Raw genomic sequence first — 26,055 nt, 5'->3', positions numbered from 1 at the left:
TTTATGGGATATTCAGATATTTATGAGTCTGAACTGAAGCCTGCCATTCCGGGTGTTCAAGGATGAAATCAGTAATCTTCGGATACATATCATTTCTCTTGCTCCATTCACTCTGAAGATACAGCTTACAGTTTTCAGAAACCTTGGCTGCCTGCTCTTCAGCGAATGCGAAGTCGTGGTTATTGAAAATAATAACTTTAAGCTCATTGGCTTTTTGATAAATCTCTTCTTTTGGCAATCCTGTTTTCTTCGGGGAAAGCGTAATCCAATCCAGCTGCCCGCTCATAGGGTAAGCTCCTGAAGTTTCAATGTGAACGGTACATCCAAGTTCCTTCAGTTTGGAAGTTAAAATGTCTAAGTTCCACATTAGAGGCTCTCCGCCTGTCAGAACGATTGTTTTACAATGTTTGGCTGCTGTTTCTGCAATCTCCGTTGTATTCATTAACGGATGAAGTTCAGGATCCCAGCTTTCTTTTACATCACACCAATGGCACCCAACATCACAACCTCCTAATCTGATAAAATAGGCGGCTTTTCCGGTGTGCGCTCCTTCTCCTTGTAAAGTGTAAAAATGCTCCATAACAGGGAGCATTTTACCTTCTTTTAATAAAATATCTTGTTCTTTATTCATCTTAAAATTAGTCGTTATAGACCGAAGTTTTGTAAGCAATGATGGTATTTTTCATCAACATTGCTCTTGTCATAGGACCAACTCCTCCGGGTACCGGTGTAATCCAGCTTGCTTTTGCCGCACAGCTGTCAAAATCTACATCGCCCGCAAGGTGATATCCTTTTGGTGAGTCATCATCTACTCTTGTAATACCCACATCAACGATTACTGCTCCGTCTTTTACCATATCTCCTTTTAAGAAATGCGGATCTCCAAGCGCTGTAATTACGATGTCAGCCTTTTTAGTATATTCTTCGATATCCTTTGTATAGGAGTGTGTAAGAGTTACGGTAGAGTTTCCGGGGAAGTCTTTTCTTCCCATCAAAATACTCATTGGTCTTCCTACAATTTTACTTCTCCCGATAATTACGCAGTCTTTTCCTTTTGTTTCAATATTATATCTTTCCAATAATGTTAAAATCCCGAAAGGAGTAGCCGGTAGGAAGGTATCCATTTCCAATGCCATTTTCCCGAAGTTTTCAGGGTGGAAACCGTCCACATCTTTTCTTGGATCAATTGCATTGATAATTTTTTCCTGGTCAATCTGATCAGGTAATGGAAGCTGAACGATAAATCCATCTACCGCCTTAGACTTATTCAGCTCATCAATTTTTTCCAATAATTCAGATTCTGAAACGGTGCTTGGAAATTTAATTAAGCTGGATTGAAATCCTACTTCCTCACAGTCTTTTACTTTAGCATTTACATAAGCTTTACTTGCCCCGTTGTTCCCAACAAGAATGGCAACCAAATGAGGTGCTCTTCTTTTGCTTTCAAGAATCTTGTCTACTTCAACCTTGATCTCTGCTTTTATTTCTTTGGATACTTTCAGTCCGTCAAGAATTTCTGCCATTTTTACTTTTATTACTTTATTAGATTTATTTACTTTTTACTTCTTGAATTCCTTATAATAATTGATCAAACCATTGGTAGAACTGTCATGAGACGTTACTTTCTCATTATTTATAAGTTCAGGAAGAATTTTAGTGGCTAAAACTTTTCCTAGTTCTACTCCAAACTGATCAAAACTGAAAATATTCCAGATCACTCCCTGTACAAATATTTTATGCTCATACATAGCAATTAACTGTCCTAATGAAAATGGAGTTAATTCTTTGAATAGTATAGAGTTAGTTGGTGTATTCCCATGGAAGACTTTATAATTCAATAAGCGATCTGTTTCTTCATCAGATTTACCGGAATTTCTAAGTTCTTCTTCTGCCTCTTCTTCTGTTTTACCAAAAGCAAGTGCTTCTGTTTGTGCAAAGAAGTTCGCCAACAGTTTTTCCTGGTGGTCAGAAACATCATTAGCACTTTTTGTATAGGCAATGAAATCTGCCGGAATCAATTCTGTACCCTGGTGGATCAACTGATAGAATGCATGTTGTCCGTTTGTTCCGGGTTCTCCCCAGATAATAGGCCCGGTTTCGTATTCTACAAATTCTCCGTTTCTGTCCACACATTTTCCGTTGCTTTCCATATCTCCTTGTTGAAGATAAGCGGAAAATCTATCTAAATATTGAGAATAAGGAAGAATGGCATACGTTGTCGCCGCATAGAAGTTACGATACCAGATTCCCAGAAGTCCCATTAAAACAGGAACATTTTCAGAGAATTCGGCAGTTTGAAAATGTTGATCGGTATCATAGGCTCCTTTTAAAAGCTGTTCGAAATTTTCATGTCCTACAGCCAGAACGATGCTTAAGCCGATAGCACTCCAAAGAGAATATCTTCCGCCTACCCAATCCCAGAATTCAAAAATATTTTTTTCTGCAATCCCGAACTTTTTAACTTCCTCAATATTAGTAGATAAAGCAACAAAATGCTTCGCTACATCTTCTTGTTTTCCAGCTTTCAGGAACCAGTCTTTTGCAGAATTTGCGTTCGTCATGGTTTCCTGAGTGGTAAACGTCTTAGAAGCAATGATGAAAAGCGTTGTTTCAGGATTTAGGTTTTTAACCACTTCTGCAATATGATTTCCATCTACGTTGGAAACGAAATGTACATCTAATCTTGTTTTAAAATGCTTTAAAGCCGAACAAACCATTACAGGCCCCAAATCTGAACCTCCGATTCCGATATTGACCACATCGGTAATCTCTTTTCCACTGAATCCTTTGTGACTTCCTGATATGATCTCCTCTGAAAAGGATTTCATATGGTCAAGAACGCTTTTGATCTGTGGCTTAATATTTTCACCATCAACCAGTATTTCTTTATCAGAAAAATCTCTCAATGCGGTATGTAGAACAGCTCTTCCTTCTGTTTCGTTGATTTTATCTCCGGAGAACATTTTAGAAATAGCATCTTTTACCTGGCATTCTTCAGCCAGATTCAATAAAAGCTCTTTAGTTCGTGAATCGATCAGATTTTTAGAATAATCGAAAAGATAGTTGTCTTTTTGCAAAGAAAATTCTGAAAAACGATTTGGGTTATACTGGAAAAGTGTTCTTAAGTCAAAATCATTTCCTCCGAAATGTTCATCAAGTGCTTTCCAGCTGTTGGTTTGTATAGGATTTATTTTTGATAGCATAGGTAGGGAATTTTATTGTTCAGAATAGAAAGTAATGGATTAGAATTTCTTTACATCCATACTATTTTATTTCTGATCTGCAAATTTAAGGAAAAATAAAACCTCAATTAAATTTGAAGATGATAAATAACGATTTTTTAAAAAACAAAACCTCAGATGATCTCCGAGGTTGTAAGTAAAATAGGGTACTGAAATTGTTTTAAACGCTATTCATCCATCTCATTCAGTATGTTTTCCAGTTTTTTTGCACTTTGTCCGTAGATGAGTTTTGTGTAGAAGACGATACTTGCTACATAGGCGAAGGTGCCTATAAGAGCTCCTATGATGACGGATACTTGCATTATATCAGATAATGTAGCTAATGATTTGCCTTTTTCGGCCAAAAGGTTATAAATCATTAAGCCAATTGCTATCAGGAAGTGCGGTAATAAAAGAAATCCGAAAGATTGGTATCTTTCCATATTAAGTCTTAATTCGTGATAAATTTTCCAGAGACTATTTTTTGTATTTCCTGTATAAAATTCTGCCTGTTTGTAAAATTTATAAAATCCAAACATATAATAAGAGGAAATAACCACCATCATAGTATAGGATACATAGTAAATTAAATATTGGGAAGATGGAAATTTAAGCATAAAAGGAAAAAAGGCGATCAGAATTATAGAGAGGATCTGTAGTGGAAATTCCTTTTTCATATTCTTTTGAATGGTTGCAACAGGATGTTTGGATTCCTTCAATTGCTCTATCGTGTTGGGAATATTGATGTCACTGGCTTCATTATTCCATTGTTCTTTTAATTGATCAAAATTCATAACGTATTTTTTTGATGATTTGCTGTATTTTTTCTTTTGTTCTGTTGAGTTTTACACGGGCATTGCCTTCGCTTAGTCCAAGATTGTTTCCGATTTCTTTATGTGAGAGCCCTTCCATGAAATAGAATATAACGGCTTTTTCTAAAGAACTCAATTCCTGAACAGCACTGTAAAAGACTTCTAGCTGTTTATCCTTTGTAGAATTATAATCTTCCTGCTGTACCTCAAAATGAGCCGGAGCCTCCGTGTGATTTCCGGAACGTTGTTTTTCCTTTTTTAAATAGGTAATAGCAGTATTGATGGCAACACGGTACATCCATGTAGAAAACTCACTGTTTCCCTTGAAATTTTGGTAAGATTTCCAGAGTTGAATAAGAATTTCCTGTTGCAGGTCTTCCCGATCCTCTATAGAATCCGCATAGATTCTGGAGGCTTTGTATAAAAAATGCCTTTGTGTTGGTTCACAAGCTTTAAAAAGGCATTTTCATTTGGGTTACTCACAATATTTCATGGTTTATTAATTACTATAAGCTTGATATAGGTTTCACGGTATATCCTTTTGATTGCAATAGAGGAATGATGCCATTTTCACCCATTAAATGAGAGGCTCCCACTGCGAAAAAAGAGCCTTCTTTTTCCATCATGGCTGGCATTACGGCTACCCAGTTTTTGTTTCTGTCAGTAAGCATGGCTTTTTCCTGTTGGCTATTCATGAATCTTTCATCTTTAAATAATGTATAAAGAGATTGTGCGTCTTCGTTTTTAAAAGCTGTGATCATTTTTTTAAACAAAACCTCATACTCTTTACCCAATTTGAGCTGTGCAATTGTACTTTTCAGGTCATAGGCTTCGTTGATGGATTTCATCTGATCATTTACCTTTTCCAGTCCTTTGATATTCTTTTTATTTTTAATAGCATTCTGAAGAAGTTCCATTTCATAAAGCTTTATTTCAGTTTGCGGACAAGGAATTGCTTTAGTGGCCAGAAGAGAATAGAGGACCTGCGGGCTGGATTGGTCTACACTCTTCAAATTGGTACCATAATCAGCAAGTATTTTATCCAGCTCTCTGGCTTCATCCGAAGACAACTGATCAGATATTTTCTTGTCGGCCTGATACATTTTTTGCAAGGTTTTTATCTCTTCAGGGTCTGTGTAATTGATTTCCATGACAACGGTGCCGGATTTTTGTAAAGCTTTCAGTACTTTATCCTTTAATTCAAAATCCTTATTGCATAAGATATGAAAAGTTCCGGTAATATATGACGGCGTGGAAAGTCCGTTTCCGGAAACCTCCCAGAGCAGACTATTGTTATTTCCGATGTTCTTATTTTGTGCTTTTACATTGGTAAAGCTTATTGATAGTAGTGCTGCAAAGGCAAGCTTAATTAAATTTTTCATAGGATTATTTTTTTGTTTTTTTTTATTCTTTTAAATAGTAGGTAAGAGGAGCATTATATTCGTTACAGTTTTTTTTCAAAAAAATAAAAACCTCCCGAAAACAGGAGGTTGTAAAATCTAAAATTATGATGATAACCATTTGGTTAGGATAGTTTTTATTCTTTGAGGTTGGATTGTTCAGATTTTGTCATTTTTCTTTTTCTTAAAAAATAGATCAGCGCCAGGGCAATTAATACAAGTGGCCAGATAGTAATAAGCCCCACTATAATTCTTTGGATCAGATAGAAGCCGTAAACAAAGCCATCTTTAGCATCATAGATAAAGTTGTATTTATATTTGTTGTCTATAGTATTGGTATTGGTAATTGCAATTTCAGCAATGCGGAACTTTGGTTCTTTGATATAGATGTCGACAGTGCTGTACTTCAGATCATCTGCCATATTCATGGTGGATAATTTTTGAAGATTTCCTTCAGACATATTACTATCATCCAATGCTACCTTGTCTTTGTTGGTCTTGAGCTGGGCAATATTTTCAGAAGTCTTCTGAGTTCTTTTTCCTTCCAATTCGGAATATTTAATATTTGCTGTTACATCTTCCGCAGTAATAGATCTGGAGTTGAGGAATAGTTTATTATTGTTGATCAATGTTAAGAGGTCAGCTAGCTTTTCAGTAGGAACCCTTACCTGCATGGTGTTTTCCGTCTGATATTTTTTTATCAGCATAGCATGCTCGTTTGAAGTATTATAAGTGTCTTCTGAGGTAACATTACTGTGCAGGTTGCTCTTGACTACAAACCCACCAAGTTCCTGAACCGATTTCTCAATAGAAATAGTGGTGTTGTATACATCTTGAACTTCCATGTTGACATCTGCGGTCTTAACAAATTGTTTATCTTTTACTTTCATACCGGCAACAGATGAAATACTGTCTGATGCAATAGCTACCGTGGAATCTGTAATTCCATAAGACTGAAGTTCAGTTGAAGCGACTTCTCCTTTTTTACAAGAATAAATTCCCAATAGAAGAAGAGCAGATAATGATAATGTGCGGTAAGTAGTTTTCATAGTGTAGATGTTTATGTTTTGCTTGAGTCAAAGTTCCGGAAGGATCCTTTGTAATATTTGAAAATCCGAAGTAAAAAAATTGTAAAGAAAATATTTCCCTTTAATTGGTTGTAAATGAGTTTTTTGTAAAACGGAAGTATTGTTTCCAACTTGTTTTCGGAGCAGAATTTGCTTATCTTTTACAAACCAAAATCACAATATATCATTATGTCAAATACTTTTTCCAAAATAAGAAACGCGATCGGATTATTTACTTCAATAGATTTTGATCAGTTAAGCGCCATTTCTCAAAAAGTGGATTTACCAAAACTGATGAATAACTTTTCAAAACTGGATGATAAACAGCTTGCCGGCTTGGTAAAAATGCTTGATCCAAATAAAAAAAAGAAAGAGCTTCCTCCTATTGATGGTGATTTTTATGATATCTACCATACGCTGTCTCCCGAGCAAAGAGAGATTCAGCTTAAAGTAAGAGAATTCATGGAAAAAGAAGTGAAACCCCTGGTGAATCATTACTGGCTCAGAGATGAATTTCCTTTTGAACTGATTCCGAAATTTCAAAAACTAAATATCTGCGGAGTTACTTATGAAGGGTACGGTTGTCCGGGAATGCCCTTTTTAATGGAAGGTGTTATTGCGATGGAAATGGCCAGAATTGATGCTTCTATTGCAACTTTTTTCGGAGTGCAATCCGGGCTGGCAATGGGTTCAATTTATATCTGCGGGTCAGAAGAACAGAAACAAAAGTGGCTTCCACAGATGCAGAAGTTTGAAAAAATCGGAGCTTTTGGCCTTACAGAACCGGAAGTAGGTTCAGGAGCAGCTGGCGGCCTTACGGTGACCTGCAAAAAAACGGCTGACGGCTGGATTCTTAACGGCCAGAAAAAATGGATAGGAAATGCCACTTTCGCAGACCTTATCATTATCTGGGCAAGAGATCTGGATAGTGGAGAAGTAAAAGGTTTTATTGTAGAAAAAGATAATCCCGGATATTCTGTGGAGAAGATTAAAGGAAAAATGGCATTAAGAATTGTTCAGAATGGTTTAATTACTCTTAAAGACTGCCTGGTTACAGAAGAAAATCGTTTACAAAATGCCAATTCATTTAAAGACACCGGAAAAGTTCTTCGGATGACAAGGGCAGGAGTCGCCTGGATGGCTACGGGTTGTGCCAGAGGTGCATACGAAAGTGCCTTAGATTATACCCGAAAAAGAGAACAGTTTGGACGACCTATTGCTTCATTTCAAATGATACAGGGGCATCTGGTAGAAATGTTGTCCAACCTTACCGCCATGCAGACAATGGTTTTCAGGCTTTCTGAAATGCAGGATGAAGGAATTTTAAAAGATGAGCATGCTTCTCTGGCTAAGGTTTTCTGTACCCTCAGAACCCGTGATATTGTATCCAGAGCAAGAGAAGTCCTGGGCGGAAATGGAATTTTGCTGGAGTATGACGTTGCCCGATTTGTTGCAGATGCCGAAGCTATTTATTCTTATGAAGGAACAAAAGAAATTAATTCGCTCATCGTAGGACGATCGATTACAGGATTCAGCGCTTTTGTATAAATAAAGATAATGGTCAATAGTGAAACTTGTTCTGCTGGTTAATTTCTAAAATTGCAGCTCATTTACTTTACTATTGACCATTTATAAAACACTAGCTTACCAGGTTTTTATATTTTTCTCTGTTGTCAATAATGATCCAGATGTTGATCAAAAACATAATCCCTGCGATGCTCATTCCCATTGGAGATTTATCCATAGTGAAAACGTGGGTAACAATTCCTACCATGACCGGTAAAATAACAATAGCTCCTAATGCTCTTGTTTTTGGGAAGATAAACAATAATCCACCGATTACTTCTACAACACCAACTAAAGGCATCAGCCAGCTGATTTCTCCGAATGCAGCGAAAAGTTTCATTTGCTCCGGAGTAGGTTTCTCCATGGGCATATAATTAAAAAACTTGTTCAATCCTGCATTAATAAACATAAGTCCGAAAAGGAGACAAAGAATGAATTTTACGATTTTCATAATTAACGATTTTATATCAAATGTAAAATAAAAATAGCATTTGTTTAATTATTTTTAAATAAAAACAATCAATTAATGTTAATGATAGGTTAATGTTGGGTTTCGGATAATATTATTGTTTATATTTGATTACTCAACTAATAATATTATGCTAAAAAAACTTAAAAAATTGAACCGTACGGATTTAAGAGAAATCCAAGGAGGAGGTGGTATCGGAAAATGTGATATCGGACCTATAGGGTGTCCTTGTAAAATTCCACCGGGAGACCCGTGTTTGGGAGGTGGCGGCGGAGGTGGTCCGCAAGAACCAGATAAAGGATATTGCCCGGATTCTCAAACCTATATTTATTGTACAGAAACCTGTCCAAATGGAATGAGCCCTTATTGTGCACTTCCAGGATAAATATAAAGAAAGACTGTCTTGAAAAAGGCAGTCTTTTTATTTTAAAATGTAAAAAGCAAGTCAAGTAATTGAGCAGGAACTTTAACAAACGTATGAAATCATCATTGATCAATTATCATTCATTACTGATTACTGATTGCTCATTACTCATATTCTAGTCCATTTCCTTCAACGTAATATTCTTTGATATTTTATAACTCTTTTTCTTTTTATTAGGCTTCTCTTCTTCACCCAGAAGTCTGCCCCAAGGCTTCAGATCATCCACTCTTTCACAAATTATTTTAATGATCGCAATAGCCGGAATACAAAGGAACATTCCTGCGATACCCCAAAGGTGTTCGCCCAAAAGAATTCCAATAAAGGAAAACAAGGCATTGATCTTTACTCTTGAACCTACCACAAAAGGCAGGACGATATTTCCATCAATAGCATGAATGCCGATATACCCGATAGCAACATAGATACATGTTGAAGGGCTAGCCGTGGCAAATGCAATGAAACAGGAAATAATCAGGGACATAAAGATTCCCAGGTACGGAATTACATTAAGTAAACCTGTCAATACAGCCAAAAGGATGGCATATTTTACTCCTAAAACCGTCAAAAGAATAGACGTAAGAATAGATACAATAATCACCTGAAGACAAAGTCCGAAAATGTATTTTTTAGTCATGATCCGGATTTCAGTTACGGCTTCCTGTACGCTGGCTTTATGTCTTTCATTAAAAACAGTGACAATGAAATTATTTAATAATCTTCTGTAATTTAAAATAAAGATAAAAAACAGGGTAAAGAAGATAATAAAGCCAAATCCAGTTGAAAATATTCCAAAAGTAAAGCCTAAAATAGCGCCCGAAGAAGATAGTAATTTATTGACCCCCTGGTTGATGTAGTCTACTTGCTCGTCAACTTTGACATTGAAAGTTTTGGATACCCAATGCTGCAAATTATTGAAAACTGTAGTAAACTGTTCCTTCAGATGAGGAAGATCTTTACTGAAATCAGACAGTTGATTGGTGAAAAAGTAGATAATACCACTTAAAATAATCAACATAATGAAAACTGAGGTCATTGTGGATACAGATCTCGGAAATCTTAGCCTTCTTTCCATAAAAGTTGCGGCCGGTAAAAACAGCATCGCCATCAGGAATGCAAAGAAGAACGGAGCTATAATGGTCTGCTCTAAAACTAAAAGATAGCCTATCCCGATGATGGAAACAACAACGAGCGTCAGCTTGACAAGAAAAGGGAGTCTAAGAAAATTCATAATCTAAAATCTGCAGGTGGAATAAAAATAAGAAAACCCTTCTGAATTGGAAAATTTTTTATCCAATTAGGTTGATTTTTTCTTTTAGTTTATCAAATTTTATTCCAGCTAATAGAAAATACGCAGTTTTCATGTATAAAACAGAAATACGCCCCGATTATCAGGACGTATTTCTTTATTGAGAAGTTAATATGTTATAAGTTGTTTATTTTTCAATGGCGATGTCGATGACCTCTTCCATTCTGCTTACGTAGTGCACCTTCAGATTTTTTAAATAATCTTTTTTGATCTCTTCCACATCTTTTCTGTTGGCTTCACAAAGAATTACATCTTTCACTCCCGCTCTTGTTGCTGCGAGAAGCTTTTCTTTTATTCCACCTACAGGAAGTACTTTTCCTCTAAGAGTAATTTCACCGGTCATTGCAAGGTGTGGCTTAATTTTTTTATTTTTAAATGAAGACACCATTGAGGTTAACATGGCAATACCTGCTGATGGGCCATCTTTAGGAGTCGCGCCTTCCGGAACATGCACATGAATATTTTTCTTATCCAGCTCTTCCTGTGGAATTCCCAACTCGTCATGTCTGGCTTTGATGTATTCTAAGGCAATTGTTGCAGACTCTTTCATCACAGTTCCCAGATTACCGGTCATGGTTAAAGTGCCTTTACCATTACTTAAAATACTTTCAATATAAAGAATATCACCACCAACACTTGTCCAGGCTAATCCTGTTACAACACCGGGAACTCCGGTGATTTCAGATAAACTTTTCGGTCTTGGTACACCCAGAATTTCATCTACTTTTTCAAGTGAAATTTTTGAGTCATATTCCTTTACCAGGGCTGTCTGTAAAGCTACCCATCTTGCGATGGAAGCAATTCTTTTTTCTAAAGTTCTTACTCCACTTTCAGAAGTGTGGGCTTCAATGATATGCTTAAGTTCAGCATTTCCAAGTTTAAATGATTTAGTATCCAGACCATTTTCTTCCTGCTGTTTCTTAATTAAGTGCCTTTTGGCAATTTCAATTTTTTCTTCTAATGTATACCCTGCAATCTGGATAATTTCAGTTCTGTCCAAAAGTGGCGTTTGTATACTTGATAGCGAATTGGCTGTTGCAATGAACATCACTCTCGACAGGTCATAGCCCATCTCAAGGAAGTTGTCGTAAAACGATTTATTTTGTTCAGGATCAAGAACTTCAAGCAATGCCGAGCTCGGATCCCCATGAAGACCCTGTCCGATTTTATCAATCTCATCCAAAACAATTACCGGATTGGATGTTCCTGATTTTTTGATGGATTGAAGAATTCTTCCCGCCATCGCTCCGATGTACGTTTTTCTATGTCCGCGAATTTCACTTTCGTCATGAAGACCTCCTAAAGATAATCTTACATATTTTCTTCCAAGAGCATCTGCGATAGATTTTCCTAAAGAAGTTTTACCTACTCCGGGAGGGCCTACCAATAATAGAATAGGGGATTTCATGTTGTTTTTTAATTTTAAAACAGCCATGTGCTCCAATATTCTCTTTTTAATATCCTCAAGTCCGAAATGCGCTTTGTCTAAAACTTTTTCAGCCTTTACAATATCAAAAACATCTTTAGTATAAGTCTCCCAAGGAAGGTCTGTAAAGAAATCCAGATAATTTCTCTGAACATTATAATCCGGTGAATTAGGATTTTGACGTTGCAGACGGTTGATTTCTTTCTGGAAGTGATCTTCTACCTCCTGATTCCATTTTTTAGTTTTAGCCTTCGCAATAAGATCTTCAACATCACCCTCAGTACCTCCACCTAATTCTTCCTGTATCGTTCTGATTTGCTGGTTCAGAAAATATTCTCTCTGCTGCTTATCAAGATCTTTGGAAGTCTTTTGGTGAATCTGGTTTCTTAATTCCAGTTTTCTGAAGTCCTCATGCATCATTTCATAGCATTTGTTGGCCCTTTCGATCAGACTTTTTTCCTCCAGTAACCTTTGTTTTTCAACAGAAGGGAAACTGGCATTAGTGCAGATGAAATTCAACAAATCATCATTATTGTTGATGTTCTTGATGGCGAAATTAGCTGCGTTAGGAATATTAGGATCCAGTTCGATGATCTTCAGAGCAAGCTCCTTGATGTTTTCCAGAAGAGCTTCATATTCTTCCTGGTTCTTCGGTCTGGTATCTTTTAATTTTGAGATTTCAGCTCTGAAATACGGTTTGTTTTCAAGAACTTTTTTAATCTTAAATCGATGAAATCCTTTGGTAATGGCTGTAATATTGCCTTCAGGAAGTTTTATAATTTTAATGATCTTTGCAAGAGTACCGGTTGTATAAATATCTTTTTCGGTAGGCTGCTCAACATCTGAATTCTTCTGGCTTACAATTCCTACAAATTCTCCATTTTTCTGAGCTTCTTCAAGAAGTTGTATCGAGTTTTTTCGTCCTGCCGTAATAGGAATCACCACATTGGGGAACATGACCATATTTCTTACAGGAAGTATTGGGAATATTTTCTGTTCGGAATTTTGATCAGTTTCCGCAAAGTCGGAAAGATTGATTTCTTCAGTTACGATATCAAATCCATCGCTGATCATTTCCTCTAAACTAATATCTTCGAATTCTGTCATAATTAATCGAATGACAAATTGTCATTTTCGTTTTTAAACGTTAAATTGATTTTTTATAATAAGCCCTGAAAACGTGTGGCATATTATAATGTGTAAGAATGCACAATACTTATGCCATTTGTTTTTTGCTAAAAAATATGGCCAAAATTTCCTTTTTTGAATAATCTTTGCGATTTAAAATTAAAATAAACGACTTCTGTTTCTGTAATTTCTTAAAAATGTGTATTTTCGCAAACTGATAAAAAACTATAATTTATAAAATGGCAATTTTAGGACAGATTAGGAGTAAGCCTTGGCTTTTAATGGGAGTAATAGCCTTAGCGCTTTTGGCGTTCCTTGTGAACCCCGATAGTATCGACAAGGTTTTTGGTAAAAATCCTGACGTTTTAGGAAAAGTAAACGGTGAGAAAGTCACCCGCGAAGAGTTCAATGATCAACTTTTCGTGTTGCAGCAGCAGGCTGAACAACAAGGTCGTCCAAAAAATGGTCTTGAAGAGCAGGCATGGCAGTTACTTGTACAATCTAAGCTTATCAAACAACAATTTGAAAAATTGGGCTTTGAAATGACTGACGATTACTTCTGGAGTCAGATCCAGTACGATCAGATGTTTGCTCAAAACCAACAGTTCTTTGATGAGAAAGGTAATTTTAAAACTCAAGAGCTTAAGAAAGAAATTGAAACATTAAAAAATACCAATCCTCAAGGATATACTCAATGGTTGAAAACAAGAAAGACTATTGAATACAGATTGATGGCAAGACAGGTATTTACAAATATTTCAGCAGGTATTACAACCGGGAAAAAAGAAGCTGAAGAGATGATGAAGCAGAGAGATCAGCTTGCTGATATCGACTTCGTAAAAGTTGATTATGCTGCCTATCTTCAGAAAACGAAGATCAATGTGAGCACATCAGATCTTGCAGATTACATCAAAAAACACCCTGTAATGTTCAAAGCTGAGCCAAGCAGAAACATAGGAATCGTTTATTTCCCTTCTAAGCCAAGTGCAACAGATGATGCTGCGGCGATGAAGGAAATTAATAAACTATATTCTGGAGGTACAGATGCTAGTGGAGGTGCAGAAAATTTCCAGAACACGAAGAATGATTCGATGTTTGTGATGGCAAATTCTGATATGCCTTTCAATCCTCAGTATGTAAAACCTACTCAATTGCCTGCAACAATACAAGGTCAGATCGCTACTGCAGCGATAGGCCAGACTTTTGGACCTTACAAAGAGCAAAACTTCTATGTAGTTTCTAAACTTGTAGGTAAAAAGACTTCTGATTCTACATTATCAAGACATATCCTTATTGCTTTCAAGGGAAGTCCTGCTGGAGAAGGAGTAACAAGATCTAAAGAACAAGCTAAGAAATTAGCAGACTCTATCGGAGCTATTGTAAAAGCAACTCCTGCTAAATTTGCAGAGTTCCTTAAGCTTTCTAATGATCCAAACTCTGCAGCACAAGGTGGTAGTTTAGGTTGGACGACTCCGGAAACGCCTTTCGTACCTGAGTTTTTAACTTACCTTGCTAATAATCCTAAAGGAGCTACAGGTGTTGTAGAAACACAGTTTGGTTATCACATCATCAACATTGAAGATAAAAAATCCGGTTCAATGGGGTATAAGGTTGCCAATCTTATAAAAGAAATTAAGCCTTCAGATGCTACAGAGGCTGAAACGGATAAAAAAGCAAGAAAATTCATTCAGCAGGTTCAAGGGAAATCATTCAACGATTTCGTGAATATTGCTAAAAAAGATAACTATCAGTTCTCTAATCCAAAGAATGCAAAAAGATTTGATGGTCAGCTTCAGGGCTTAGGTACTGAAAAAGACGGAGAAATCTTAGCTTGGGCTTTTGATAAGAAAAGATCTAAGGGAGATACAGAATTCTTTACCGTAGAAGGAACAGGAGATAAAATTATAGTATATCTGAACGGAAAACAAGAAGCAGGTCTTGCTGATCCTGAATCTGTAAGAGATCAGATTGAGGTTATCGTTAAAAATAAATTGGCAGCAAAACAAATTTCTGATAAAATTGCAGCAGCTAAAGCTTCTAACTTAGATCAGATTGCTAAATTATTTGCTACTTCAAAACAATCTGCTCAGGTGAATATGTTAAACCCTTCAGTAGCTGGAGCTATGGAACCTAAAGTTGCCGGTGCAGCATTCGGTGTTGCGAAAGGTAAACTTTCGAATCCGGTTGAAGGAGGAACAGGAGTATATGTTTTGATCAAAAAATCAGAAACTGTAAACAAACAACCTGGAGATCTTAAGCAGTTCACAGAGTCTATTACTCAAAGAAATGCAGGAATGTTCGGACAGGCTTGGATGAAGAGTCTTCAGGACAATGCAGATATCGAAGATTATAGAATTGAGATCTGGAACAAGCTGGGAAATCAGCATCAATAAGAAATTCATTTCACGAATATAAAAGCGACAAATTTTTTTGTCGCTTTTTTTTGTATTTAACGCAGAATAATAAAGGGAAAGATTTATTTAAAATGTACTATATTTGCTTATTAGAAAAAAATTAGCAAGTGAAGTTCAGTAAAGAATTAAAAGCTGGTGTGATCGCACTTTTAGCCGTTGTAGGCTTTGTAGTGTTGTTTCAATTTATGAAAGGGAAAAGCCTTTTTACTACCGACAATATATTTTATGCAAAATATGATAATGTGGAAGGTCTTGCACAGTCTTCAGCCGTTTCTATTAACGGATTGAAGGTAGGGCAGGTAGATAAGATCATTCCTCAAACCGCAAAAGACGGTAAGATCAGTTTTGTCGTAAAAATTACCATCGACAACAAATTCGAATTTTCAAAAAACTCTACTCTCGAAATTTTTGAACCGGGATTAATGTCCGGTAAAGAAATGAGAGTAAACCTAATGTATGGTGGGGCTACAGCAAAAGACGGAGATACCTTGAAAGGGTCTTTCAAATTGGGAACGTTGGGAAGCCTTTCTTCTCAGGTAGGACCGGTAAAAGACCAATTGCAAGTGGTGCTACACAGAGTAGATTCTTTGATGGCGAATGCCAATCTGCTTGTAGATGCGCAAAATAGAGCCGAAGTGAAAGCCTTGTTGTCAAATCTTAATAAAACAGTGGGTGCATTGCAAACTACTGCCGGAAATGTAAATAGTCTGGTTGGGCATAATGATCCAAAACTTCAGAAAGTATTGGATGATGCAAGCCTTACTATGCAAAGCGGAAAGGTGACACTTGATAAATACGGGAATCTTGCAGAAAGTATTGATACCAAACAATTGAATGCTACAATTGCCAACCTGGATGCAACAGTTGGAAAACTCAATCAGGTAATTGGAGGGATCGATAAAGGAGAAGGAAGCTTAGGAAAACTGATGAAAGATGACCAACTTTATAATAATCTGAATTCAGCATCTTCCAATCTGAATTCATTGGTTGAAGATATGAAGGCAAACCCTAAGAGATATATTAATTTTTCGGTTTTCGGTAAAAACAATAAAGACTAATACGCCCTTATGCAGTACATCGATAATATTATTTTCCTGATTTTATTAGTGGCCGGATTTGGACTGTTTGCCAAAAGCCTGCAGAAAATATACAGAAATATCAGGCTGGGTCACGAAATCAATAGAAACGACAGGAAATCTGAGCGCTGGACTACCATGGCAAGAGTAGCCATGGGTCAGAGCAAAATGGTAAAACGTCCTGTTGCCGGTGTTTTACACCTTTTTGTGTACGTAGGTTTTGTTATTATCAATATTGAACTTGTAGAAATCATCGTCGACGGATTGTTCGGAACACATCGTTTCCTGGCTTCAGTTCTTGGAGATAGTTTTTATAGCTTCTTTACGGCAACTTTAGAGATTTTGGCACTTCTGGTAGTAATCGGTGTAGTCGTGTTTTTTATCAGAAGAAACTTTTATGGGGTAAAGAGATTAACCATGAAAGAGCTTTTCGGATGGCCAAAACATGATGCAAACTGGATTCTTATTATCGAATTTGCCCTGATGATGGCTTTCTTTAAAATGAATGCTTCAGATTGGGTATTGCAACAAAGAGGACTTCTGCATGAGCATGGAAGTTTCCCGATCAGTTCTACGTTTTTAGCACCGATCTTAAACAACTTTAGTGACGGATTTTTATTCTTTACAGAAAAAGGTGCCTGGTGGTTCCACTTTGTAGGAATTCTTTTCTTCATGAACTATCTTTATTATTCAAAACATTTACATATCATTCTTGCTTTCCCAAGCACGTGGTATGCTAATCTTGATAAAAAAGGAAAATTCAACAACCTTGACTCGGTAACCAAAGAGATCAAGTTGATGATGGATCCTAATGCAGACCCATATGCCGCTCCGGCTGAAGGCGAAGCAGATGCTGCACCCTCTAAATTTGGGGCAGAAGATATCTTTGATTTAAATCAGGTACAGTTGCTTAATGCTTATTCGTGTACAGAATGTGGACGTTGTACTTCCGTTTGTCCGGCTAATATTACCGGTAAAAAACTTTCTCCGAGATTGATTCTGATGAAGACCAGAGACCGTTTGGAAGAAGTTGGTAGGAATATCGACAAAAACGGAAAATTTGTTGATGATGGCAAAAAACTGTTAAACGATTACGTTACCAAAGAAGAACTTTGGGCTTGTACGACTTGTAATGCCTGTACAGAAGCTTGTCCGGTATTGCTTGATCCGTTATCCATTATTTTTGAAATGAGAAGATTCCTTGTGATGGAACAGTCTGCTGCTCCTCAGGAATTGAACCTCATGATGACAAACGTAGAAAATAATGCGGCACCTTGGCAATATAACCAGGCAGACCGTTTGAATTGGGCTAACGATTAATACCTACCCCATGAAAAGGCTAATTTTCCTGTTTGCGTTGATCTGCTGTGGTTGGATTGCAGCCCAGTCAGCTGACCAAAAAAAGATTCTTGAAGATTCACAGGCATTTATGTCTATGTTTCAAAAAAAGGATTATCAGGGAATGTTAGACATGACTCATCCTGCGATTTTTGAAAAGATCGACAAGAAGACAATGATTGATGGTTTCAAAAGGTTGTTGGAAGGAAATGATGAGTTTACCATAGAAATAATAGATGCAGACAAAGAAATGTTCAGTGTTTCTGATATTTTTACAACTGCTGATAATATCAAATATGCTTTCAGTGCCTATCCGATGAAGATGAAAATGTCTTTCCTGAACGAGGCGATTGATGACGAAAAGAAGAAAATGATGCTTGGTTTGATGGAAGCACAAGGAATGAAAGCCAGATTTTTAAATGATACCACCATGGAAATGAGTAAGCAAAGTATGATTCTTGCCCTCAATGACAAGTCCACAGGAAATACATGGAAATATCTGAATTATGACGAAGCCAATCCTTTATACATTTCTATAGTTCCTGTAGAAGTGATGAAAAAAGCAAAGGAGTACTATGTTAATTTATTAATTAAACAAAAAGGAAATGCAAATTAAAACCATGGCAGAATATGCTGCCGAAGGAAAATCCCCGGAAGTTTTATTTTGGGTTGGATGTGCAGGAAGTTTCGATGACCGTGCCAAAAAAATTACAAAAGCATTTTGCAAGATATTAAATAAAATAGGCGTTGAATTTGCAGTTCTGGGCCAGGAAGAAAGCTGTACCGGAGATCCGGCAAAGAGAGCAGGAAACGAGTTTGTTTTCCAGATGATGGCCATGACCAATATCGAAGTTCTGAATGCTTATGAAGTTAAAAAAATTGTAACAGCATGCCCGCATTGTTTCAATACCCTAAAAAATGAATATCCAAGTTTAGGTGGAAAATTTGACGTTGTTCACCATACTCAATTCCTGAGAACTTTGATGGAAGAAGGAAGATTAAAGATTGAAGGTGGAGCATTCAAAGGGAAAAAAATAACATTCCATGACCCTTGTTATCTGGGCCGTGCCAATGACGAATATGAAGCTCCGAGGATGCTGCTTGAGAAACTGGATGCAGAGCTGGTAGAAATGAAACGTTGCAAGACGAACGGGCTTTGTTGTGGAGCCGGAGGAGCACAGATGTTTAAAGAACCGGAAAAAGGAAATAAAGACATCAATATTGAGAGAACTGAAGAAGCATTGTCTTTTGAACCTAAAGTTATTGCAACCGGATGTCCTTTCTGTAATACGATGATGACGGATGGTGTAAAACATTTCAACAAAAATACAGAAGTAGCTGTAAAAGATATTGTGGAACTTCTTGCGGAAGCAGAAGACCTGTAGCAGCAGCTTTCAGAAATATAAATGAAAACTCAGGCTTTGGCTTGGGTTTTTATGCTTTATAAACTCAAGAATATTTCTTAATTTTATACTTTAAATTAACAGGGTGTGAAATCATCATTTTCAAGATTTTCTTGCTGTTGAACAGACGTAAAATGATGTTTGCATTTAAAAATAAATTGTTTAGATATGAAAATCGAAGAATCTAATATTGTAGAAACCAACGACTACAGAGTCATTATATACCCGGCATCAAGGCCTTTTGAAACGAAAGAAGCAAAAGCGATTACCGAAAAATTGTTTGATTTCCTGGCTACATGGGCTGCACATGGAAAACCACTTTCTTCCTCTTTTAAAATCGAGAAAAATCAATTCATCATAGTATGTGTTGATGAGGAAAAGGAAATGGCATCAGGATGCAGTATAGATGCCCTGGGGAAAATAATGAAAGAAATAGACGAAGAGTACCAGCTGGGACTTTTCGACAGAATGAAAGCCAGTTTTATGGAAAACGGAGAAGTAAAAACGTTAAAACTTCAGGCATTTAAAACTCAACTGAGAAATGGTGAGCTTTCAAATGATATCCAGGTTTTTGACTTTTCTAAAAATACTTACCTTGATTTTTTAAGCCATTTTCTTCTTCCTTTGGAAAAGAGCTGGGCAGCTTCTATAAAATAAAGTATTACGCTTATTTAGCTTACAAATCATAAAGTGGAAACGTGTTTTCCACTTTTTTGTTTTAGTGTATCTTTGTACGGATTCCAGTAAAAATTAATGCCTAAAGTACTTTTTTTAACGACTTCTCACGCTTATGATGATGATAGGATTTTTTATCATCAAGCGAAGACTCTGATTGAGAAAGGATATAAAGTTAAAATTTGCAGCTTATGTGCAGATTATAAGGGCGTTAAAGAAGGGATTGACATCGAAGCATACTCTATTTTAGGGGAGAGCATTGAAAAGAAAAAGGAGATTTTCCAAAAAGTTTACAATGCCTTTCAACCTGATACCATTATTTGCTCTGAACCGTTGGCCGTAATTGCGGTGAAAGACTTGGTAAAGAGAGATAAGATCAGCTGTATTTATGATATTACAGAATGGTATCCTGCTATGTCTATGTTGGAAGGGTACCCATTTCCGGGCAAGATCTTTCATGCGTTAAAATTCTTTCTTATTCAGCTATACGCAGGTTTTTTAAGTACCCACTTTATTTTCGGAGAAACTACAAAAAGATTTCCTCTTGCTTATTTTTTCTGGTTTAAAAAGCAAATGATCCTTCCCTATTATCCAGATCCTGTTTATATCCGGGAAAATATAAAAGAACTGGAACCCAATACCATCACACTTTGTTACACGGGTCAGATTTCAAAAGATAAAGGAATTGAGAACTTCTTTAAAGTAATTGATAAAGTCCGTAAAAAATTTCCCTTACTTAGAATCCGTATTTTAATTATTGGTAGTGCAAAGCAAAACAGTGATAGAGTTTATTTTGAAGGGTTGCTTAATACATATTCTTTCAGTGATTTAGAACTTAGAAAGCCTACATCTTTTGAACATTTCACAGAGGGATTTGCTGATGCAGATATCTGTTTTGACTTAAGGGAACTCAATTTTGAAAACCATCATTCACTTCCTATCAAGCTTTTTTATTTTATGGGTGCAGGAAAGCCCGTTGTATATTCGGATCTGAAGGGGATCCGGAAGCATATGGGAAACCTTTCATTCGGATATTTGGTAGATCCCGGAAATGATGAATTAATTTCAGATATAGTCATTAATTATATAAAAAATCCTCAACTTTACGACACACATGCGTTAAACGCAAAAAAGGACTTTAGAGAAAAATATAACTGGAAAACAATCAGTGATTCCTTTCTTGATTTTGTGAAAGGAGCTATTGATAAATAATTGCCATGCAGCTTACCATTATTAAAACTTTCATTTCACGCTTTCTGATTCTTATTCTGAGTTTCGGATTGGTGATATTTTCCACCAATATGTGGGGAAGTGAAGGAAAAGGGACCATCTCTATTGTGATTGCCAATGCTGCAGCGGTAAGCTTTTTTAGCAGTGTTTTTTCGGGAAGCAGTACTTCTTATTTTGCATCCAGATTTAAGATTGAACAAATCTTGTTGTACGCTTACTTGTGGTCTTTCTTTATTGGCCTTTTCGTTCCCTTTTTGTTCAGTTTTACTTCAATTCAGGATGAATATCTTTTTTATCTTATTGGGATTTCTATTTTTTCTTCCTTATTATCTACGAATATCAGCCTGTTTATAGGCACTCAGAATATCAGAAAATTCAATGTGTATACGGTTTTACAACAATTGGTGCACGTCGTATTTATTAGCTTGTTGGTATACGGATTTGGTAAAAAAGACGTATCGGTATATTTTCAGGCTCAGATTGCTTGTCTGGTAGTTTTATCCGTAACCAGCTTTTTCCAGATCATCAGAAAATGCAACCTTGCGGAAGTATCCTTTTCCAGGGCTGTGGCTAAAAATATGTTTGAATATGGCTGGAAAACACAATTAAGCGCATTTGTTCAGTTTCTTAATTACAGATTATCATTTTACTTTTTGGAATATTTTGAAGGGATTGCCAGTGTAGGTATTTTTTCAATCGGAGTTACTTTTTCAGAAGCAATCTGGACAATAACCCGCAGTATTGCTGTTGTTTTATATTCTGATGTGGTAAATACCAAAAGCAGAAAGAAATCTGTGAAAAAGACCAAGGAGGCTCTTAAACTGACATCTATTTTAATGGTCGCTTTTGTGGTGGGTGTTATTGTTGTTCCTTCCGAAATATACCAGATGATCTTTGGGAAAGAATTCAGGGATACCAAAGAAATTATATTCTTTTTATCACCCGGAATCTGTGCTATTGCAGTAAGCGATATGATAGGGCACTATTTTTCAGGAATCAGAGAGTTAAAAATACTGAATATAAAGTCGATTGTCGGGTTGGTGGTTACAGTTATCTTTTCCTTTATAGCAATACCCAGATGGGGAATTTTAGGAGCCTGCTTTGCAACAACATCTTCTTATCTGGTGTCTTCATTTATTTTATTCAGAAAATTTTACCGTTCTACACCTTTCAAAGTGAGTGATTATATGATTTCAATGGAAGATATCAGGCTTTTAAAACAAAAAATTTTCAAGAAATAGTTTGTCTTAACGGCTACAAACAAAGACATTTCCCTATTTTTACAATTCTATTAAGTCTTTATTATGTGCGGAATCTGCGGTTACTATTCATTTCATAAAAATATTTCCTCTACAAATATTATGGAGATGAATCAGGCGATTAAGCATCGCGGGCCGGATGATGAAGGGTTTTGGATAAATAAAAGAAGTGGTGGCCAATCTTTCTCAGGGAGCGACTCTACCACGAAAATCAAAGAGCAATTTCCAATTTTGGAGGAAGAATTATCTGATATTGCCTTGGGGTTCCGTAGATTATCTATTGTGGATCTTTCTGAAAAAGGGCATCAGCCCATGATTTCTGAAGATGAACAAATCATTATAACTTTCAACGGAGAAATCTATAATTTCAAAAAAATCAGGGAGGAATTAGAATTGCTGGGCTATTCTTTTCGAAGTACTTCCGATACAGAAGTTATTGTGAAAGCCTATCAGCAGTGGGGAAATGACATGTTTGTTAAACTTGACGGAATGTTTGCCCTTTGCATTATTGATCTGACTCATCAAAAATGTATTCTGGCAAGAGACAGGGTAGGGATGAAGCCTCTTTTTTATTCTCAAAATGAACAGGGGATCGTTTGGGCTTCTGAAATCAAAGCTGTTTTAAAGCATGAGTTTATAAAGGCAGAAATCAACTGGAACGGAGTATATACCAACTTTCTTTTTCAGACAACACTAGCTCCGGAAACCTGTTTCCAAAATATATTTTCTCTGGAACCGGCTTCTTTTATGGCGATTGATTTAAAAAATCAAACCGTTACAAAGGAAAAGTTCTGGGATTTTCCCAATACCAATAAAAATATTTCCGAAGAAGAAGCTGTAAAACATGTCGATACATTATTGTCGGAAAGTATAGCAGAACAATTATATGCAGATGTTCCGGTTGCAGTAATGATGAGCGGAGGAATAGATTCTACCTTAATTGCTTCAAAATCAAAACCTTTTAACACCCATGTTGATACCTACACAATTTCGTATCAGTTTTCTGAAGAAGAGGTAAAAAATGCATCGATCGCCGCGAAGCATTTTGATATTCCACATCAGGTTGAAAAGGTTAATGATGATGAAATCCTGGCAGAGCTTAAAGAAAATATTCAACATTTTGAAGAACCCTACAGCAGCCTTGAAGTGTTGATGAATGCAGCAAAATATGCCCATGATAACGGATTTAAAGTTGTACTAAGCGGAAATGGAGCTGATGAACTTTTTGCAGGCTATTCTCACACCCTTAAGCTTAAAAAATGGCTTCTGATGAGGAATTTTAACTTTATCAGTCCGTTTATTATAACAAAGGGAAAATTTTCAGATAAGGTTAAAAATTACTTTTCACAGGATTTTATGTTTGATTTTTTCAGACAAAGCCAGACAGGAATGATGCCTATTGAGGTTAAAAATATCATTTGCCCTGATATCTATAAAGAAATTAATACCAACCTTTCCGGTTATCATGCTTCAGAATCAAAAAATTATTTGGACTATTTTGAATATGATATGAAATACTCTTTGTCTTCCCACCATGTTTTCCGGGATGACCTGAGTGCAATGAGATACGGGGTAGAATTCCGATATCCCTATTTAAGTAATGAATTAATCGACTACGTTTCTTCTTTACCTGAAAAAATAAGATTCAACGGAACTATCAATAAACCTTTACTTCGAAGGGTTGCGGAAAAATATCTGCCCGAAGAAGTTCTGCATATGCCTAAAAGAGGGTTTTCCTTCCCACTGGATTATTACCTTAAAAATGAAAAAAAGGTGAGAGACTTTGTGACGGAAAATCTTGACAGTCTTAAGAAAAGAAACTTCTTCAATCCTGAAGTGATTGATGAATGGTGGACCGGTCTTGAAAGCGGTTACGATTGTGTAAAAATCTGGCAGCTGGTGACTTTTGAGCTGTGGTATCAGAAATATTTTGAGAAATAAAGAAGGTGCCTAAAGATTAATATTTTATCTTTGCTGTTGATGAGAAACATTGTTTTTGGAATACTGATTGTTTTTGTTGCACTTTTAAGCTGTAAAAGTGACGATGAGTCTTTACAGAGAGTTGATCAGGTGCTGAATATTTTCATGAAAAACAGTTCCAACCAGGATCTTTTGAATAGCAAAAAAGCAGGCTCTTATACGAGTTTTTCTGTAAATGATGTATTCGGAACCAGAAATGTTTCTCCTGTAAGTGTGTCTCTTAGAATGACACAGGATTCATTATTTTATATGGAATATATCGCCGGTGCAAAAAGAAGAAGACTGGACTCTGTAAGCCCCGATAATCCGGGAACAGGAACTTCTTATTACTCGAGATTGGCCTTAGCACTTACCACTAATGTTAATAATGTAGCAAATGTCACGAATGATACCGTAGAAATACAATATCGGATGAGTCCTACTTTGTTTCAGGTTTCTAAAGTACTTTACAATAAGAAAGAAGTATTTTCAAAGGATGCTGGTCAAGCTACTTCGATAAATACCATAACTATCACAAAATAATTTTAAATTTGTACAATTGTTAGTTTATATGAAGCTAACATTCTAATATTTAACATCTAAATAAAATGTTACAAGTCAATTTTTTACGCGACAATAAAGAGCGCGTTTTAGAAGGTCTTCAAAAAAGACAATTCAAGAATCTTGAGTTGGTAGACGAGGCTATCGCTGCTGACGACGAAAGAAAAAGAATCCAGTTTGAATTAGATTCCCAGCTTTCCGAGATCAACAAAATCTCCAAAGAAATCGGACTTTTGATGAAGGAAGGAAAGAAAGAAGAGGCGGAATCGGCAAAATCTAAAACAGCACAATACAAAGAGTCGAGTTCAGAATTGAAATCTCAGTTAGAAGTAAAAGAAACGGCTTTACTTGATATTTTGTACCAGCTTCCCAACGTTCCCAACGAATTGGTAAAGAGCGGAGCTTCTGCAGATGACAATGAAATTATTTTCCAGTCTCATACGGTAGAAGGTCTTGGTGAAGGAGCAATTCCCCACTGGGAACTTGCTAAAAAATACAACCTTATCGATTTTGAACTGGGTGTGAAAATTGCCGGTGCCGGTTTCCCTGTTTATTTAGGAAAAGGAGCTAGATTACAGAGAGCTTTGGTTCAATATTTCTTAGATAAAAACGTTGAAAAAGGATATACAGAAGTGAATCCTCCTCACGTAGTGAATGAAGCTTCCGGATTCGGAACAGGTCAGCTGCCTGATAAAGAGGGACAAATGTATTATATCAATGAAGATAAATTATATCTGATTCCTACAGCAGAAGTTCCGGTAACCAACCTGTATCGTGACGTATTATTGGATGAAAAAGATCTTCCGATTAAAAACACTGCGTTTTCTCAATGTTATAGAAGAGAAGCAGGAAGCTATGGTGCTCATGTAAGAGGATTAAACCGTCTTCACCAGTTTGAAAAGGTAGAAATCGTTAGAATTGAGAAACCGGAAAATTCTTACCCTGTTTTGGAAGAAATGGTAGAACATATCAAGGAAATCCTTACTGATCTTGAGCTGCCTTTCAGAGTATTAAGACTTTGTGGCGGAGATACTGGTTTTGCGTCTGCAATGACCTATGATTTTGAAGTGTGGAGTGCTGCTCAGGAAATGTGGCTGGAAGTAAGTTCTGTTTCCAACTTTGAAACATTCCAGGCAAACAGACTGAAATGCCGTTATAAAGCAGATGGTAAATCTCAATTGGTTCACACGTTAAATGGATCAGCTATGGCATTGCCAAGAATTATGGCTGCTTTGCTTGAAAACAACCAGACTGCAGAAGGGATTAAACTGCCTAAGAAGATTGCTGAATATGCAAGATTTGAGTTAATTAATTAATAAAT

Annotated in this window: 22 protein-coding genes and 1 pseudogene; 13 read left to right on the top strand and 10 right to left on the bottom strand. The window is 36.4% G+C overall.

Annotation, left to right across the window (positions count from 1 at the left end; all coding sequences use genetic code 11):
• Position 1: 1 nt before the first annotated feature.
• From EG342_RS04025 to EG342_RS03995, 7 genes and pseudogenes are all read right to left on the bottom strand, one after another.
• Positions 2–631 (bottom strand): 7-carboxy-7-deazaguanine synthase QueE, encoded by a 630-nt coding sequence (locus tag EG342_RS04025; protein WP_103288526.1) that lies wholly within the window; start codon positions 629–631, stop codon positions 2–4.
• Between the two features lie 7 nt (positions 632–638).
• Entirely contained in the window at positions 639–1,523 is an 885-nt protein-coding gene (locus EG342_RS04020; protein ID WP_103288525.1) for a bifunctional 5,10-methylenetetrahydrofolate dehydrogenase/5,10-methenyltetrahydrofolate cyclohydrolase, read from the bottom strand.
• A 36-nt stretch (positions 1,524–1,559) separates the two neighbouring features.
• The gene (gene pgi / locus EG342_RS04015) at positions 1,560–3,203 is read right to left on the bottom strand and encodes a glucose-6-phosphate isomerase (protein WP_103288524.1); all 1,644 of its coding nucleotides are present in this window, start codon (positions 3,201–3,203) and stop codon (positions 1,560–1,562) included.
• 206 nt (positions 3,204–3,409) lie between these two features.
• Positions 3,410–4,015, bottom strand: a complete 606-nt coding sequence (locus tag EG342_RS04010; RefSeq protein ID WP_103288523.1) for a hypothetical protein — start codon at positions 4,013–4,015, stop codon at positions 3,410–3,412.
• Positions 4,005–4,516, bottom strand: a pseudogene (locus EG342_RS04005) (RNA polymerase sigma factor). The gene EG342_RS04010 and the pseudogene EG342_RS04005 overlap by 11 nt, the downstream one beginning before the upstream one ends.
• 23 nt (positions 4,517–4,539) lie before the next feature.
• Positions 4,540–5,415 (bottom strand): TraB/GumN family protein, encoded by an 876-nt coding sequence (locus tag EG342_RS04000; protein ID WP_103288522.1) that lies wholly within the window; start codon positions 5,413–5,415, stop codon positions 4,540–4,542.
• Positions 5,416–5,570: 155 nt separating this feature from the next.
• Positions 5,571–6,482: a DUF4349 domain-containing protein gene (locus EG342_RS03995; RefSeq protein WP_103288521.1), complete on the bottom strand. Its 912-nt coding sequence runs from the start codon at positions 6,480–6,482 to the stop codon at positions 5,571–5,573.
• A 207-nt stretch (positions 6,483–6,689) separates the two neighbouring features.
• Between EG342_RS03995 and EG342_RS03990 the strand changes: the two genes are divergently transcribed.
• Positions 6,690–8,048, top strand: coding sequence for an acyl-CoA dehydrogenase family protein (locus EG342_RS03990; RefSeq protein ID WP_103288520.1), 1,359 nt, complete (start codon positions 6,690–6,692; stop codon positions 8,046–8,048).
• A 91-nt stretch (positions 8,049–8,139) separates the two neighbouring features.
• Here EG342_RS03990 and EG342_RS03985 read toward each other — a convergent pair whose 3' ends face one another.
• Entirely contained in the window at positions 8,140–8,517 is a 378-nt protein-coding gene (locus EG342_RS03985; RefSeq protein ID WP_103288519.1) for a DoxX family protein, read from the bottom strand.
• A gap of 148 nt (positions 8,518–8,665) precedes the next feature.
• Here EG342_RS03985 and EG342_RS03980 point away from each other — a divergent pair, with 148 nt between their 5' ends.
• A complete protein-coding gene (locus EG342_RS03980) occupies positions 8,666–8,920 on the top strand; it encodes a hypothetical protein (protein WP_103288518.1) in 255 nt (84 codons plus the stop codon).
• A 154-nt stretch (positions 8,921–9,074) separates the two neighbouring features.
• Here the strand turns inward: EG342_RS03980 and EG342_RS03975 are convergent, their stop codons facing one another.
• Together EG342_RS03975 and lon are read right to left on the bottom strand one after the other, a co-directional pair.
• Positions 9,075–10,187, bottom strand: coding sequence for an AI-2E family transporter (locus EG342_RS03975; RefSeq protein WP_103288517.1), 1,113 nt, complete (start codon positions 10,185–10,187; stop codon positions 9,075–9,077).
• Positions 10,188–10,392: 205 nt separating this feature from the next.
• Positions 10,393–12,798, bottom strand: coding sequence for an endopeptidase La (gene lon / locus EG342_RS03970; RefSeq protein WP_103288516.1), 2,406 nt, complete (start codon positions 12,796–12,798; stop codon positions 10,393–10,395).
• 260 nt (positions 12,799–13,058) lie between these two features.
• Between lon and EG342_RS03965 the strand changes: the two genes are divergently transcribed.
• The 11 genes from EG342_RS03965 (at position 13,059) to serS (ending at position 26,050) form a co-directional block, all read left to right on the top strand.
• Positions 13,059–15,212 carry a peptidylprolyl isomerase gene (locus EG342_RS03965; RefSeq protein WP_103288515.1) on the top strand — a complete coding sequence of 718 codons (2,154 nt, stop codon included), beginning with the start codon at positions 13,059–13,061 and terminating at the stop codon, positions 15,210–15,212.
• Between the two features lie 128 nt (positions 15,213–15,340).
• Positions 15,341–16,291: an MlaD family protein gene (locus EG342_RS03960; RefSeq protein ID WP_103288514.1), complete on the top strand. Its 951-nt coding sequence runs from the start codon at positions 15,341–15,343 to the stop codon at positions 16,289–16,291.
• A 9-nt stretch (positions 16,292–16,300) separates the two neighbouring features.
• Positions 16,301–17,629: a 4Fe-4S dicluster domain-containing protein gene (locus EG342_RS03955; RefSeq protein ID WP_103288513.1), complete on the top strand. Its 1,329-nt coding sequence runs from the start codon at positions 16,301–16,303 to the stop codon at positions 17,627–17,629.
• A 10-nt stretch (positions 17,630–17,639) separates the two neighbouring features.
• Positions 17,640–18,263 carry a hypothetical protein gene (locus EG342_RS03950; protein WP_103288512.1) on the top strand — a complete coding sequence of 208 codons (624 nt, stop codon included), beginning with the start codon at positions 17,640–17,642 and terminating at the stop codon, positions 18,261–18,263.
• Positions 18,253–19,032 carry a (Fe-S)-binding protein gene (locus tag EG342_RS03945; protein ID WP_103288511.1) on the top strand — a complete coding sequence of 260 codons (780 nt, stop codon included), beginning with the start codon at positions 18,253–18,255 and terminating at the stop codon, positions 19,030–19,032. Before EG342_RS03950 ends, EG342_RS03945 begins: the two co-directional genes overlap by 11 nt.
• A gap of 186 nt (positions 19,033–19,218) precedes the next feature.
• On the top strand, positions 19,219–19,707 hold the full coding sequence (locus EG342_RS03940; RefSeq protein ID WP_103288510.1) for a hypothetical protein: 489 nt from the start codon (positions 19,219–19,221) through the stop codon (positions 19,705–19,707).
• A 96-nt stretch (positions 19,708–19,803) separates the two neighbouring features.
• Complete coding sequence (locus tag EG342_RS03935) at positions 19,804–20,937, top strand: glycosyltransferase (RefSeq protein WP_103288509.1); 1,134 nt, start codon at positions 19,804–19,806, stop codon at positions 20,935–20,937.
• 5 nt (positions 20,938–20,942) lie between these two features.
• Positions 20,943–22,196, top strand: coding sequence for a lipopolysaccharide biosynthesis protein (locus tag EG342_RS03930; protein ID WP_103288508.1), 1,254 nt, complete (start codon positions 20,943–20,945; stop codon positions 22,194–22,196).
• Between the two features lie 63 nt (positions 22,197–22,259).
• Positions 22,260–24,155 carry an asparagine synthase (glutamine-hydrolyzing) gene (gene asnB, locus EG342_RS03925; protein WP_103288507.1) on the top strand — a complete coding sequence of 632 codons (1,896 nt, stop codon included), beginning with the start codon at positions 22,260–22,262 and terminating at the stop codon, positions 24,153–24,155.
• Positions 24,156–24,194: 39 nt separating this feature from the next.
• A complete protein-coding gene (locus EG342_RS03920; protein ID WP_103288506.1) occupies positions 24,195–24,716 on the top strand; it encodes a hypothetical protein in 522 nt (173 codons plus the stop codon).
• 65 nt (positions 24,717–24,781) lie between these two features.
• A complete protein-coding gene (gene serS, locus EG342_RS03915) occupies positions 24,782–26,050 on the top strand; it encodes a serine--tRNA ligase (protein WP_103288505.1) in 1,269 nt (422 codons plus the stop codon).
• Positions 26,051–26,055 lie beyond the last annotated feature (5 nt).

The organism is Chryseobacterium lactis (genome assembly GCF_003815875.1).
GTDB lineage: Bacteria > Bacteroidota > Bacteroidia > Flavobacteriales > Weeksellaceae > Chryseobacterium > Chryseobacterium lactis.
Note: the sequence above shows the minus strand (reverse complement) of the source record. Positions and strands in the feature narration are given on the sequence as shown.